Here is a 15,174-nt window from a genome sequence, read left to right as displayed (position 1 = left end):
GCGCTGGACGGCGCATAAAAGAAGGCTCCGGACCTCGCGGTCCGGAGCTGAGGCCTCGCGGGCTGGCGAGGGGGTTAGAACGTGCTGCTGATCCGCACGCCGACCGTGCGCGGACGGGGCGAGAAGACCCGGATGCCGTCCAGGGACTCGACCACGCCCAGATAGGCGGCCTTGTTGGTCAGGTTGTCGCCGAACAGGCTGAGGTCCCAGGCGTCCTTGCGCACGCCCAGCTTGGCGCTGATCATGTAGAAGGCCGGCAGCTTGGTGTTGTAGGTGTTCTTGTTGTTGAACGAGGTGAACGAGCCGCCGCGATAGTTGACGCCCGCTTGGGCGTAGCCGCGGATGTCGGCGGTCAGGTCGGTCTCGTATTCGCCTTGCAGGCTCATGTGCATCACGGCGCGGCGTTCCTGCGCGGCGCCATCACCGAGCGCGCGCCGCGACAGGGTCAGGCGCGGAGCGGCTCCCGCGCCTGACCCGGCGCCCGCCTATCCGGCGAACACCCGCCGGCCGCGCTCGACCGACATCCGGTGGGTTCCGGCCAGGGCCGTCGTGCGGGCCTTGACGGTTTGCAGGAACAGCCACTCGCCGCTGACGCGCTGGGGCGTGATGTCCAGCATCATGTAGCCGCGCTGGCTGGTGTCCGCCCATTTCAGCTCGGGATTGGCGGCCATAAAGCCGCGCGCCACGACCTTCGGATCGGCGCCCATGTCGCCTTCCATGCCGTTCGAGGTGACGCTGTGGCCGGCGAACTCGACGCCGGCGGGCCGGCCCTCCTCGACCAAGCCGTAGGCCCAGGCGTTGTGACTGTCGCCCGACAGCATGACGAGGTCGGCGTCGGCGGCCTGGGCCGACTTCAGCAGGCGCGAGCGGGCGGCGGGATAGCCGTCCCAGCGGTCCATCCACATCGGCACCCCTTGCGCGGCCGCGCGGATGTCGTTGCGATAGCTGTTGGCCTTCTTCTCGGTGACGTCGGACTTCAGCCAGTCGACGGCGTCCTTGGGCATGACGGTGCGGCCAAGGATGGTGCCCATGCCGACCAGCTGCCAGCCGGGGTTGGCCCTCATCGCGTGCGCCAGCCAGCTCTCCTGGGTCGAGCCCATCATGGTCGCGGCGGGATCGCGCCAGGCCCCGTCGCGGAAGGCCTTCAGCGCGGCGTCGGGATCGGCGGCCTTGAACGCCGCGCCGATGTCGGCCGGGCGGGTGCGGGCCAGAAGGCGCGACTCGGTGCGATAGAGGGTGGCCAGGGTCCCGATCGGATAGGCCTTCCATGGCTCGTCCGAGACCGGCATCCACTCGCGATAGACCTGCATGGCGGCGGCGCGGCGGATGTTCCAGTCGCCTTCCTTGTCCGGCTGGTGGTTCTGGGCGCCGCCCTCCCAGCTGTCGTTGGCCGACTCGTGGTCGTCCCACAGGGCCACCATCGGGGCCATCTGGTGCAGGCGCTGCAGATCGGGATCGGCGCGATAGCTGGCGTAGCGCAGGCGGTAGTCGGCGATGGCCAGGATCTCGGTGACCGGCAGCAGCTGCTCCTTGCGGCCCGGCGCCCAGTCGGTCTCGCGGGTGGAGCCGACGCCGTATTCGTAGATGTAGTCGCCGGTGTGCAGCCAGAGATCCAGGTCCTGGCGCGCCGCTGCGTGGGCGTAGGCGTTGAACAGGCCCTGGGGCAGGTTCGAGCACGAGAACACGGCCAGGCCGAAGCGGTCGACCTTGCCCTCCGGAAGGGTCTTGGTGCGGCCGACCGGCGACTTCGTCCCGTCCGGGGCGACGAAGCGGTACCAATGGACGGTCCCGGGCTTCAGGCCGTCGACGGTGATCTTGGCGGTCCAGTCGCGATAGGCCCCGGTGCGCGCGACGCCGCCGGAGACGACCTTCGCGAAGTCAGGATCCAGGGCGACCTCGACGTCCAGCCGGGTCACGCCGTCGCCGGTCGCGGGGATATAGCGCGTCCACAGCAGCATGGAGTCGGGGCCGGGCTCGCCGCTGGCCACGCCGTGGGTGAAGCCGCTGGCGCCCAGCAGCTGCCGGGCCGCCGCTTGGCCGGCGGGCAGCATCACGGCGCCAAGACCCAGGCCGCCCAGGACGAGGCCGCGTCGATCGATGTTCAGAACCACGTCAGGTCCTCCGAAAAGACAAAGAAAAACTCCCGCGACCGGGAGGCCGCGGGAGGTGAAGTCACTCAGGGGAAGCTAGAAGGAGCCCTTGATCCCGACGTTCCACATCGAGCCGTAGATGCTGTACTGCTGCACCCGGCTGCGGACGTTCGAATAGACGATGTCCGGCGCGTTGAAGATGTTGCGGCCGGCCAGCATGACTTCGAACTGGCGGTTGATCTTGTAGCTGGCGCTGACGTTCCAGAGCTCGCGCGAGGCGCGGTACAGGACGCCGTTGTTGGCGGTGGTCGGGGTGTTGCCGAGCGCGCTGGTGCGGGCCGAGGACTGGTAGTTGCCGGTCAGCTGGACATCGAACTTGCCGTAGCTGTAGCGCAGGCCCCAGTTGGCCGAGGTCTTGGGCAGGTTCACGCGCTCGCCGTCGGGATCGACCTTGGTGACCGAGGCCCGCAGGCCCAGGCCCCGCAGCGCGCCCGGCAGGAAGGTCAGCTGCTGGTCGTACTCCAGCGTGACGCCCTTGTTGCGGCTGGTGCCCGGCAGGTTCTGGGCGCTGCGGAAGGTGTAGCCGGCGTAGTCGGCCGGGTTGTAGCCGACGTCCTCGGGGTTCACCGTCAGACCGGTCACCTGCATGTCCTGCACGTCCAGCTGATAGGCCGAGAGGCCGATCACGCCCGACGGTTCCAGGTAGTACAGCAGGCTGGCGTAGTACTTGGTCGAGTGCTCGGGCTTGAGCAGCGGGTTGGGCACGGTGACGATCAGGTTGGTGTCGTCCACCGCCACGACGCCGCCCAGGTTGCCGTAGTCGGGGCGCAGGATCGATTGGCTGAAGGCCAGTTGGCCGACCAGCTTTTTGGTGAAGTCGTACTTGACGCCGCCGCTCAGGAACCAGTCGTCGTACTCGCCCTCGCGGGTCGTGTATGTCCCGTTGCGGTACTGGTAGAGCAGGCCGGCGACGGTGCTGGTCGAGAGGCCGGCGGCGGTGACTTCCTTGGCCGGACGGATGTCGGCGACACGGGCCTGCGTCTTGGTCTTCTCGTAGCGCAGGCCCAGGTCGAACTGGGCCTTGCCGATGCGTGGTTGGGCCTCGACATAGGCGGCGCTGACCTCCTCGCCGATCTTCTTGTTGTTATCCAGCTGGCGCTTCAGGTTCCCGACCGTGTCGGCCACGAAGTATTCGGGATGGGCCGCATAGAGGTCGTAGACGGCGTAGTTGCTGTCGGCGCGCCAGTTCTGGTCGTTCAGGTTGCCGGCATCGAAGCCGTGGATCTTGAACTGGTAGTTCTGGGTCCAGGGGATCACCGCTTCGGGCGCCTTCTGGGTCAGGTCGTTCGTCGGGCCGACATACTGGAATTGCCTGTACGAGCCCTCGACGGTCTTCCAGGCGTTGGTGCGGAAGCCCGCGCCGGCCAGGACCTTCATCTGCACCTTGCCGAAGGCCAGCTTCTTCTTCAGGTCCAGATTGGCGCTGTACATCTGGTTGTTGGCGTTCGACTCCGACGTGCGGATGTTGTTGCCGATGTCGTCGTCGCGGTTGAAGCTGGTCGGGTCGCCCCAGGGCCGGCCGGCCGTTTGCTTCAGGGTCCAGGCGTTGGAGTCCTCCGACGCGCGGTCCAGGGTGAAGCCGATGCGGGTCAGGTAGCTGTCCGTGCGGACGAAGAAGCCCCGGTCATTGTCCTCGAAATTGAATTCCGAGCTGGAATAGCTGGTCCGCAGCAGGGCCTCGAACGTGTCGCCGCGATATTCCAGCTTGGGCGCGAACACCCAGGCCGGGGTGCCGGCGTAGCGGTGCGAGTACTGGGTGTGCAGGCGGGTGTTGGTCGTGTTCGGATTGACGACGATGTGCGTGCCGGTCGAGTCCGCGCTCGCCTGGGTCGCCGTCGTCGTGCCGAAGATCAGGTAGGTGTACTGGTTGAAGTACTCGACGTCGTAGAACGAGTAGGTCGAGCGCAGGGACAGGGCCAGCTTGTCGGTCAGCTTGTAGTCGAGGCTGAGATTGGCGGCCTTGCGGTGGGTCAGCTTCGGGCCCGGGCGCCACATCACCTGGTAGGGAATGACCCGGCCGTTGGCGAGGTAGGACCAGTCGGTCTGGACGCGGTCTTGCTGGACGAAGTTGGCGTTGTAGCTGGCGTTGAAGGCGATCCCGAGACGACCGTCCAGGAACACGTCAGCATAGCCGACCTGGGCCGAGGGGAAGATCGTCGCGTGCTTCTTGTCGTCGGGCAGGTACTGGCGGGCCAGCGTCGAGTCCGAGGTGGCGACGCCGCCGACCTGGAAGCGCAGCAGGCGGCTGGTGCGCTGGAAGGCGTACTTGCTGCGCAGGTTGATGGCGCCGCCGGGGCTGTCGGCGTCCATGTTGGCCTGCAGGGTGTTGTTCAGCTCGATCGAGTCGATGCCAGTGATCGACATTTGCTCGAAGGAGTTCTGGCGGCCGGCGTTGTTGTTCGAGGTGGCCGTGGCCATCCGCGCGCCGTCGGTGGTGAAGGTGGAGTACTTGGGATCCAGGCCGCCGATGCGGACAGCCGTGGCGTCGACCTCGGTGTAGTCCAGCGAGATGCCGGGCATGTTCTTCATGAACTCGCCGACGTCGCCCATGGTCAGGGCGCCGAAGTTGTCGGCGGCGACGACGGTCTTGGCGTTGGTCGAGGCGCGGCGCTCCATGATGGCGGCGGCCTGGCCCTCGCGCTTGGCGGTGATGGTCACGGCCTCGACCTCGCCGGCCGCCGCGGTGTGGGCGCCGGGGTTCAGCGAGACGTCGATCGTGGCGACCTGGCCGGGGGTTACGGTCAGGACCGTGCGCGACTCCTGCAGGCCCGTGTACTTCACCAGGACGCTGACCTCGCCGGCCGGGACGCCGGTCAGGCGAAACTCGCCGTCGTCCTCGGAATAGGCGACGATCGGCGCGCCCTCGACGCGGATCTCGGCGTTGCGGACATATTCGCCGGTGGCGGTGTTGAGGACGCGGCCTCGAACGACACCGCTACCGACTCCGGCCTGGGGGCGCGGGGCGCCGGCGGTCGAGCGCAGGGTGATGACCTGGCCGTCGTCGCTGTCGATCCGCAGCGGCGTGCCGGCGATCAGGCGGCCAAGGGCCGTGCGCACGTCCATCACGCCCTTCACCGCCGGGGTCTGGATGCCGTCCAACTGGCGGGCGGGGGCCACGATCTGCACCTGGCCCTGGCGGGCCAGCTCCGGAATGGCGCGGACGGCCGGCTGGGCCGGAACGTCGAAGACGCGCTCCTGCGCGAAGGCCGGGGCGGCGACCGCCATGGCGACGACGGACGCTCCGCAGGCGAGGCGGGAATAACGGGAATACATTGGCTTTAGGGCCCCCAGGCATCGCGCTGTGCGACGTTGCCGGTTGAGAGCCGTCGGGCGGGGCGTTCCGCTATATGTTGCAAAAACTTCTTATTGCCCGGCCGCCTGGGCGGGGCCGGCGCGGCTCAGTACGACCATGTCGCCGTCCTGCTGTAGGCGGGCGTCGAAGACGCGGGCGACGGCGCGGCTGAAGCCGGCCGGATCGTTGGCGGCGAAGAGGCCGGTGACCGGCTCGCGCGCCAGGTCGGGATCGCGGATCTGGATCCGGGTGTCGCTGTAGCGGGCGAAGACGGCCGCCGCCTGGCCCAGGGTCTCGCCCTCGAAGGCCAGCTTGCCCTCGCGCCAGGCCAGCTCGCGGGTGACCGTCTCGGGCGCGACCGGACGCGGCTGCTCGGTCGAGAGATGGGCGGGGTCTGAAAGCGCGAGACGCGTATTGGCCGTCACCGCCACGATGCGGGCGGCGCCGATCAAGGGGGCGGCTGAGACCTCGACCCGACCCTGGTTGACCAGCAGGTCGACCGGATCCTGGTTCAGCTTGCGGAGGCGGAAGCCGGCCTGGGCCGTGCGCAGCCGCCGGCCGTTCACCTCGACCACGAACGGACGCCGCTCGTCGCGGGCCACCGAGAAATAGGCCTCGCCCTTCAGCAGGGTGACCAGGCGCTGGCCGTCGTCGTAGCGGACGCGGATGCGGCTCTGCGTATTCAGCAGCACGGTCGAACCGTCCTTCAGCGGAACCATGCGGATCTCGCCACGGTCGGTGCCGATCACGGTTCCGGCCGCGGCGGTGGTGACGCCCAGGGCGGCCAGCGAGGCGGCGGCTGCGGCGCCGCCCGTCCAGGTCAGGGCCTGGCGGCGCGACAGGCGCGGGCGGCGGGGCTGGGCGAAGGTTTCGGGATCAAAGTCGGAGCCTAGGGCTCGCGCCGACTCGCTCATCATCGACAGGGCGCGGGCGCGCAGCATGGCGCCCTTGGCGCGGGGGTCGCTGGCCAGCCAGGCCCGGTGCGCGGCCTCCATCTCCGGAGACAGCGGCCCACGATCCAGCCGCGCCGCCCATTCGGACGCCGCCTGGTCAATGTCGCGACTGGTGTCTCGTTCGGCCATTTATCGGGGCGATCTCTGCTTCCGTGGTCTTAGAGGTTTGAGGTGGGGTGTTTCCGCTACGACCGAACCAATCAATCAGGAAGAGAATGCCTCGGGAGATGTGCGTCTCGACCGTGTTCTCTGAGATTCGCATCCTGGCGGCGATCTCGCGCTGGGGAAGGCCCCTGACCCGCCTGAGCACGAAGGCCTCGCGGGTCTTAAGCGGCATGGCCGCGATCGCCTTGGCCAGCTGCCGCAGCTCGTCCCGGTCGATGGTCCATCGCTCGGGCGAGGCGGCGTCGTCGGGATGCTCCAGCCGCTCCAGATCGTCGACGGCGTGGATGGCCACGATCCGCGCCCGGCGGACGTGGCGGGTGATCACCGAACGGGCCACCTGGAACAGGTAGGCTCTGGGATGGCGGATGTCCTCGACGCTCTCCAGTTCGGCCAGGATCGTATAGGCCTCCTGGATGATGTCGTCGGGATCGACGCCCGTCGGCGCGCCGCGCGACAGCCACCCCTTCAAGGCGGGCTCGTGCGGCAGGATGTGCCGCAGGAACCACCGTGTTCTTTCCCGGTCTTCGCCGCTCATCCCCGACTCGCTGGCTGGACACCCCGTTCGGCGGCCTGCCTAGCGGTCAATTGTGACAGTGGATTAGGGCGCACGCGGAGGATCGGGCGGCGCTAGCGCGCAACCCTGGCGAGGTCTTCCGCAGTCGCTGGGACGAACGGCCTGTCCGCGTCGCCGGTCCAGCGCGACAGGGTCAGGTCGGCGGTCTGCTTGCCATCCGCCTTGGAATTGACCGCCAGGTAGGCGAGGCCATGGCCGATCGGCTGCAACCCGACATCGGCCTTCTGGTTCCAGCCGCGGATCCCGGTGGCCGGGTCCTTCAGGCCGTCGTCGGCGAGGGGCAGCACCGGGCCCCGTTCCCAGCCCTGGCCGCCGGGACCAGGCACGCCGACCAGGTCGGCCGTGACGGGCCTCGCCCGCGCCTCGACGGCGAACAGGCCATAGTTCGGGAAGCTGGTCTTCTTGCCTAGATAGACGCCCATGAACCAGCGCTGGAGGCTGTCGTCATAGGCCAGGTTCTGCACGCCGTAGCTGGTGTTGCCGGTGCGGACGAAGACCTTGGCGGCCGGCGCGGCGGGGCCGTTGTGGTGCGGCGCGGCCTCGGTCAGCGGGCTGGCGTAGCGGGCCCAGTCGGCGACGTCGTACTGCAGCAGCACCTGGTGGTCGTTGTCGGTCCGCTCGACGTTCCCGTAGATCCCGTAGGCGACGGTCAGGTAGCGCTTGCCGTCCGTCTGGCCGAACGCCGGGCCGAACGCGACGCCGTCGATCCCCGAGCAGCCATAGCGATGGTCGGGCGTGGCGCCGACGTCGCCGTCGAACCTGCCGTCGACGTTCAGGTCGGCCGCGTAGTCCTTGGCGACCTCGGGCAGGTAGACGGTGCGGAAGAGCTGGCTCGCGCCGGCCTCGACGCCGATCCGGTCCAGGCGCGAGACGTCGATCACGGCGATGTAGAAGGCCTGGTCCTTCTTGTACTCCAGCGAGCCGTAGACCTTGCCGTCGGCCGGGTTGAAATCGAGGTCGCCCAGGTGTCCGGTCCAGCCGACCAGCGTGCCGATCAGCTTGCCGTCGAAGTCGTATTTCGCCAGCAGGTTGGTGAACGAGTAATAGACGTAGCCACCCTTCACATCGACGGCGATCCCCTGCACGTGACCCGACACCCAGCTTCCGCCGTTCTGGGTCAGCGGCGGGCGTGCGGGCGGCGCGGCGAGGGCGGGCGGGGCTGTCGTGAGCAGCAGAGAGGCCAGCAGGAAGAGGGCGCGCGTTTTCATCGGGACACGGACGGCGGCGAAGGGAAGCTGCCCGCTTATCGCCGTTGGATCACAGCTTTGCGACGATCGTCGGAGCGAACCCGCCGTGCTCAACCTCGCAATGGCCTTTCACAATATGAGATTGTTTCCTATAGAATGGAATGAATGGTCCGGCGGCGGTCGGAGCGACAGTTAGGGAGTAGACGATGCGACGCGCGCTTCTGGCCGGCCTGGCCCTCTGTGTTCTAGCCGCGCCGGCCCTGGCCCAGCCCATTGACCGCCACGCCCTTATCAGCCGCCACGACGTCACCCTGACCAAGGTCGACCCGTCCGCGCCCCTGATGGTCGGCAACGGCCAGATCGGCTTCACCGCCGACATCACCGGCCTGCAGACCTTCCCCGAGGCCTACTCCAAGATCGCGCCGCTGCTGACCGAGGCCCAGTGGGCCTGGCACGCCTTCCCCAATCCGAACAACTACACCTATGCCGACGGGACCGTGCCGATCGACGTGCGCGGGACCCCGCAGCCGTACGCCTACATGAAGGACTGGAGCGACGCCCAGACCCGTCCGGCCCTGGCCTATCTGCGCGAGAACCCGCACCGCTTCTCGCTGGGGCGCGTGGCCCTGGACCTGCGCGACAAGGCCGGCAAGCCGGCCAAGTTCGAGGATCTGACGGGAACCGAGCAGACCCTGGACCTGTGGAGCGGCGTCCTGACCAGCCGCTTCACCTATGACGGCCAGGCCGTGACCGTCCGCACGCGCGTCCACCCGACCCTGGACATGATCGTGGTCGACGTCGACTCGGCCCTGGTCGAGCAGGGCCGACTGAAGCTGTCGGTGAAGTTTCCGGGCGTCTCGAAGAACCTGAATCCGGACCCGTCCGACTGGGCCCATCCCGAGCTGCACACAACCAAAGTGACGGGGGAGGGCGCCCGCCGCCTCGACGTCGCGCGCCAGATCGACGCCACCCGCTATGTCGTCGCCCTGCAGGCCGACCGCGCGGTCAACTTCACCGCCGCCGGGCCGCACGCCTATGTCGTCGCGCCCAAGGCCAAGGGGCGGACCCTGGGGCTGGAGGTCGCCTTCTCGCGCGGCGCCCTGCCCAAGTCGCTGCCCGGCGTGACGCTCGCCGACCAGGCGACGCGGGCGCACTGGAAAGCCTATTGGACGCAGGGCGCGGCCGTCGACTTCTCGGGCAGCGTCGATCCGCGCGCGGTCGAGCTGGAGCGCCGGGTGGTGCTGTCGCGGTACCTGATGGCCCTGAACGGCGCCGGCGAGGTCCCGCCACAGGAGGAGGGCCTGTTCTCCAACAGCTGGAACGGCAAGTTCCACCTCGAGATGCACGCCTGGCACGCCGGCCACTTCGCGCTCTGGAACCAGCCGGAATACCTGGAGCGCAGCCTGCCCTGGTACCTGGGCCACCTGAAGGACGCCAAGGCCCGCGCCGCCAGCCATGGCCTGAAGGGCGCCTGGTGGCCCAAGATGGTCGGCCCCGACGGCGTCGACAGTCCCTCGAAGGTCTCGCCCTTCATCATGTGGCAGCAGCCGCATCCGATCTGGATGTCCGAGCTGGTCTGGCGCGACAAGCCGACCAAGGCGACCCTGGCCAGGTACGGCGCGCTGGTCTCCGAGACCGCCGACCTCCTGGCCAGCTTCCCGCACAAGGACGAGAAAGGCCGCTTCGTGCTGGGGCCGCCGATCATCCCGGTGCAGGAGAACTACGACCCCCTGACCACCTTCAACCCCGCCTTCGAGCTGGAATACTACCGCTGGGGCCTGGAGACCGCTCAAGCGTGGCGGACCCGCCAGGGGCTGGCGCGCAAGGCCGAGTGGGACGCGGTGATCAAGGGCCTGGCCCCGCTGGCGACCAAGGACGGACTCTACCTGCCCACCGAGTCGACGCCCGACTTCTGGGACGTGGCCAGGAGCGCCGCCTGCTCGAAGCATGCGGTCGACCCGAAGTGCATGAACCGCGACCACCCCTCGTTCCTGATGGCCTACGGCCTGATCCCGGGCAAGGGCGTCGATCCCGAGACCATGCGGCGCACCCTGCGGGCCGTCGAGAGCGATTGGGACCTGCGCCAGACCTGGGGCTGGGACTATCCGATGGTCGCCATGACCGCCGCGCGGCTGGGCGAGCCGGACAAGGCCGTCGACTGGCTGTTCTTCGAGGCCAAGAACAACAAGTTCGGCGTTTCGGGCATGACCCCGCGCGTGCACCTGGATGAGCACGCTCAAGCCTTCGTGCCCAAGGCCGGGGAGGGCGAGCCGGCCGGTCCCGACGGCCCCGGCTATACCCGCGCGGCCGAGACCTACTTCCCGTCGAACGGCTCGCTGCTGGCGGCCGTGGCGATGATGGCCGGCGGCTGGGACGGTTCGAAGGGCCCGGCGCCGGGCTTCCCGAAGGACGGCCAGTGGGTGGTCCGCGCCGAGGGCTTCAAGCCGTTGCCTTAAAAGCAAAAGCCCCGGAGCTGCGCTGCTCCGGGGCTCGTCCTTGAAGGTCTATTTCACCAGCCCGTTCACATAGTCCTCGATGTTCGTGTAGCCGTCGCCGTCACGGTCCTTGGCGGCGTCCGAGGGATCCTTGGGATTCAGGCCGTGGGCCTTTTCCCAGGCGTCGGGCATGCCGTCGCCGTCGGTGTCCTTGGGCGCGGCGGTCGACGACGCGGTGAACCAGCCTCCGACTTCCTTCTGGCTGTTGATGATCCTGCCCTTGCGGTCGATCACGCTCTGGACGACGCGGGCGTCGATCGGGTCGCGGGCCTTCGAGGCGCCGGATTTCGCCAGCACCGCCTTGTAGGCGTCCGGCGCGCCCTGGGTGGCGACCTCGCCGAACGGGAAGGGCTTGTCGACCACGTGCTCGCCCGGCGCGGCGGTCGAGGCCAAAACGAGGCTCTTCTGGTCGGCGACCAACTGGCCGTCCATGAAGTTGCCGTCGAAATAGGTGAGGCCGCTCTTGTTGCGGATGTAGAGCGCCAGCGGCCCGCCGGTGTTGGCGCCCTGGATGTAGTAGTTGCCCACGAAGTTGGAGTGGGTGGTCGAGTTGGTGTTCAGGTCCTCGCCGGCGGCGAAGCGCGAGGCGTTGTCGGGGCGACCGTAGAACGGGTCCATGGCGTAGCCGCGGCTGACGCCCGGCTCCCAGTTGTAGAAGTCCGTCGTGGCCCCGGGACCCCAGTTGTAGAAGACGTTGTTGCGGAAATCCAAGGTGATGCCCTCGGGATCGTCGGTCGCCTTGGCGTAGTTGCCGATGCGCGGCATCCGCGCCTCGTGGTGGGCCCACAGATTGTGATGGAAGCTGTAGCGGGCCCCGTACGAGCCCTGCAGCAGGCTGCCATAGCCGTGCTCACCCTTCTCGTGGATCGAGTGGTTCAGGCTCTCGGCGATCAGCGACCACTGCACCGTGACATTGGTCAGGTGCTTGACCTCGGGGCTCACCTTCTGGGTCACCGACAGGCTCTCGTCGATCGACCAGCCCGACGAGATGTGGTCGAGGATGATGTCCGAGCCGCCGCCGATCGAGATCGAGTCGTACTCCTTGCCGGCTTCGTCGCCGACGCGCGAGCGCAGGTAGCGGACGATCACGTGGTTGGCGTGGATCAGGAACTGGCCGTCGCGCAGGGTGACGCCGTAGCCCGGCGCGGTCTGGCCGGCGATGGTGATGTAGTCGTTGGCGATCTTCAGGTCGCTCTTCAGGCGGATCACGCCGCCGACGTCGAAGACCACGATGCGCGGACCCTCCGCCTCGACCGCCGCGCGCAGCGAGCCCGGACCCGAGTCGTTCAGATTGGTCACCTTGATGACCTTGCCGCCGCGTCCGCCCTGGGCGAAGCGGCCGAAACCCTCCGCGCCCGGGAACGCCAGCGGCTTGGCGGTTTCGGCGTAAGCTGAACTGGTAAATCCAGCGATTAGCCCAGCAAAAACAAACGCCTTTTGCCAGTTCATGGTCGTTTCCTCGTTTTACCTAGTTAGCCGCCTGCGGCGAAAATACGTCGAATTGGTAAGACCAGAGTTGCAGGTTTTCGCGCAATGTTACAAGATGTGGATATATATCCCACATTTTGAGAAACGTGGGATCAGTGAAGATACCGGTGTCACAAGCCGGCAGGGGAGAAACACAGGATGATCCTGACCACATTCAAAGCGCGTCTGCTCGTCTCTTGCGCGTTCGGCGCGGCCTTGGCCGCAACTGCCAGCGCTGGCGCCATGGCCCAGACCGCCCCCGCGCAGGACGACGCCCAGACCCAGGTCGAGGAGGTCGTGGTCAGCGGCTATCGCTCCAGCCTCAGCAAGGCCCTGGGCGCCAAGCGCACCAGCATCGGCGCCATCGACGCCATCCTGGCCGAGGACATCGCCGCCTTCCCCGACCAGAACCTGGCCGAGGCCATCCAGCGCCTGCCGGGCGTGACCATCGACCGCGTCGGCGGCGAGGGTCGCCAGATCTCGGTGCGCGGCCTGAACGCCGACTTCACCCGCGTGCGCATCAACGGCGTGGAAGCCATCGCCACGGGCGGCGGCAACCGCAGCCGCGGCTTCGACTTCAACGTCTTCGCCTCGGAACTCTTCAACAGCATCACCGTCCGCAAGACCCAGTCGGCCGACGTGGCCGAGGGCTCGCTGGGCGCCACGGTCGACCTGCAGAGCGGCCGTCCGTTCGACTACAAGGGCTTCAAGGCCGCCGCCTCGGCCGAGGGCAGCCTCAACAGCATCACCGACCGCATCCTGCCGCGCGCCGCGGGCCTCTTGAGCTGGTCGAACCCCGACCAGACCTTCGGCGTCCTGGCCTCGGTGGCCTATTCGAAGCGCCAGCCGGTGGCCGAGGGCTTCAACACCACCCGCTGGCAGGGCGGCGACGCCAGCGACAACTTCGCCAGCTGCTCCAAGTGCGCGACGCCGGAAGAGCTGGCCAAGGTCCAGAACGCCTTCTATCCGCGCATCCCGCGCTACACCGCCTCGAAGATCGATTCCGAGCGCCTGGGCATCACCTTCTCGACCCAATGGCGGCCGAATTCGAAGTCTGAGCTGTCGCTGGACGTCCTCTATTCGGACCTGAACCAGTTCACCGAGAGCCCTAACCTCGAGGCCATCTCGTTCAGCCGCTCCAACGCGGCCGGCGTCGGCTCGACGATCGTCCGCGACTACGCGATCAACGACCGCAACACCTTCACCTACGGCGTGTTCGACAAGGTCGACGTGCGCTCGGAGAACGGCACCCAGCGCGACCACACGACCTTCACCCAGGTGACCCTGGCCGGGAAGTACGAGTTCACCGACCGCCTGCGCGGCCAGGTCCGCATCGGCGTGGCCAACTCGGACTACCGCATGCCCGAGCAGATCTCGTTCCAGCTCGATCGCAATGACGTCAACGGCTACACCTACGACGCCCGCGCTAACGACCGCACGCCGATTATCAACTACGGCTTCGACGTCGCCAATCCGGCCCTCTACACCCTGACCGAGATGCGCTCGGCGGTGCAGACCTCGCTGAACATCACCCGCACCGCCAGCGGCAATCTGGAGTTCGATGTCGACGAGCACCTGAAGCTGCGCGGCGGCCTCGACGCCCAGCAGTACGTGGTCAAGTACCGGGGCGCCAGCCGCAACCAGGTCCTGACGGGGTCGAACCAGATCGTCGGCGTCGGCGCCTTCTCGAAGGTCGTCTCGTTCGGCCGCGACTTCCCGTTCCCGGGCGGCGACCGCAAGTACGTGGTGGCCGACATCGACAAGGCCCTGGCCTACACCAAGCTGCTGAACTTCCCGCTGATCGTGCAGCAGGGCGACACGCGCGACGTCGAGGAAGAGGACCTGTCGGGCTTCGGCCAGGCGGTCGTGGACGCCACCATCTTCGGCGGCATGCCGCTGCGCTCCGACTTCGGCTTCCGCGTGGCCCACACCAAGGTCACCTCGCAGGGTTTCATCGGCAGCGGCGTCTATCTGACGGCCAAGAACGACTACACCGACGTCCTGCCGTCGATGAACATCACGCTGGAGCCGCGCGACAACTTCATCCTGCGCGGCGGCGTCGCCAAGGTCATGGCCCGTCCGACCCTGGGCAGCCTGACCCCCGGCGGCTCGGTGGGCGCCACGACCCGGACGGTCAACTTCGGCAATCCGGAGCTGGAGCCGTTCCGCGCCACCAACTTCGACCTGGCGGCCGAATGGTATTTCGCCAAGGAGTCGCTGATCGGCGTGGCGGTCTTCTACAAGAAGATCGACAGCTTCATCGCCAGCCAGACCACGCGCGCCGTCTACAGCTCGCTGGGCCTGCCGGCCAGCCTGCTCAGCACCAGCGCCGGCGTGTCGGTCAACGACCTCTTCGACGTGACCAACCCCTACAATGGCGAAGGCGGCTGGCTGAAGGGCGTCGAGTTCCAGTACCAGCAGCCGTTCAACTTCCTGCCCGACTACCTGCGTGGCTTCGGTTTCATCGGCAACTTCACCTATGTCGACTCCGAGGTGAACTACGGCACCAAGGCCGCGCCGAAGAAGAACAAGCTGACCGGCCAGTCGAAGACCACGGCCAACGCCACGCTCTATTTCGAGCGCGGCAAGTTCAGCGCCCGCACCTCGCTGGCCCGTCGCTCGGGCTTCCTGACGCAGTTCCCCGGCTCGAACGGCAACAGCGAGCACGGCACGCACGGCAGCACGTACTACGACTTCTCGTCGAGCTATAAGCTGCGGCCGAACCTCGTGATCACCCTGGAAGGCATCAACCTGGGCGACAAGTTCACCGACGCCTATGTCGACACCGCCGACCGCATCAGCGACTACCGCCACACTGGCCGGGAGATCCTGCTGGGCGTGCGCTGGACCTACTGACCGTTTCGAAGAGCTCCTCCCCTGGGGCCTGGCGC

Annotated in this window: 9 protein-coding genes; 2 read left to right on the top strand and 7 right to left on the bottom strand. The window is 67.7% G+C overall.

Annotated features, from left to right (window positions below; translation table 11 throughout):
- Positions 1-74: 74 nt before the first annotated feature.
- The 6 genes from K8940_RS20325 to K8940_RS20300 form a co-directional block, all read right to left on the bottom strand.
- Entirely contained in the window at positions 75-395 is a 321-nt protein-coding gene (locus tag K8940_RS20325) for a hypothetical protein (protein WP_411675569.1), read from the bottom strand.
- A 90-nt stretch (positions 396-485) separates the two neighbouring features.
- Positions 486-2,111 carry an alkaline phosphatase D family protein gene (locus tag K8940_RS20320; protein WP_223391863.1) on the bottom strand — a complete coding sequence of 542 codons (1,626 nt, stop codon included), beginning with the start codon at positions 2,109-2,111 and terminating at the stop codon, positions 486-488.
- Between the two features lie 75 nt (positions 2,112-2,186).
- Entirely contained in the window at positions 2,187-5,375 is a 3,189-nt protein-coding gene (locus tag K8940_RS20315) for a TonB-dependent receptor domain-containing protein (protein ID WP_223391862.1), read from the bottom strand.
- 138 nt (positions 5,376-5,513) lie between these two features.
- A complete protein-coding gene (locus K8940_RS20310; RefSeq protein ID WP_223391861.1) occupies positions 5,514-6,524 on the bottom strand; it encodes a FecR family protein in 1,011 nt (336 codons plus the stop codon).
- Positions 6,493-7,095 (bottom strand): RNA polymerase sigma factor, encoded by a 603-nt coding sequence (locus K8940_RS20305; RefSeq protein ID WP_223391860.1) that lies wholly within the window; start codon positions 7,093-7,095, stop codon positions 6,493-6,495. Before K8940_RS20305 ends, K8940_RS20310 begins: the two co-directional genes overlap by 32 nt.
- A 92-nt stretch (positions 7,096-7,187) precedes the next feature.
- On the bottom strand, positions 7,188-8,342 hold the full coding sequence (locus K8940_RS20300; protein WP_223391859.1) for a hypothetical protein: 1,155 nt from the start codon (positions 8,340-8,342) through the stop codon (positions 7,188-7,190).
- A 185-nt stretch (positions 8,343-8,527) separates the two neighbouring features.
- On the opposite strand from K8940_RS20300, the gene K8940_RS20295 reads away from it, so the two are divergent.
- The gene (locus K8940_RS20295; protein WP_223391858.1) at positions 8,528-10,777 is read left to right on the top strand and encodes a hypothetical protein; all 2,250 of its coding nucleotides are present in this window, start codon (positions 8,528-8,530) and stop codon (positions 10,775-10,777) included.
- Between the two features lie 48 nt (positions 10,778-10,825).
- Here K8940_RS20295 and K8940_RS20290 read toward each other — a convergent pair whose 3' ends face one another.
- On the bottom strand, positions 10,826-12,265 hold the full coding sequence (locus K8940_RS20290) for a pectate lyase (protein WP_223391857.1): 1,440 nt from the start codon (positions 12,263-12,265) through the stop codon (positions 10,826-10,828).
- Positions 12,266-12,442: 177 nt separating this feature from the next.
- Here K8940_RS20290 and K8940_RS20285 point away from each other — a divergent pair, with 177 nt between their 5' ends.
- A complete protein-coding gene (locus tag K8940_RS20285; RefSeq protein ID WP_223391856.1) occupies positions 12,443-15,139 on the top strand; it encodes a TonB-dependent receptor in 2,697 nt (898 codons plus the stop codon).
- The last annotated feature ends 35 nt before the right edge of the window (positions 15,140-15,174 follow it).

This window comes from Caulobacter segnis, assembly GCF_019931575.1.
Lineage (GTDB): Bacteria > Pseudomonadota > Alphaproteobacteria > Caulobacterales > Caulobacteraceae > Caulobacter > Caulobacter segnis_C.
Note: the sequence above shows the minus strand (reverse complement) of the source record. Positions and strands in the feature narration are given on the sequence as shown.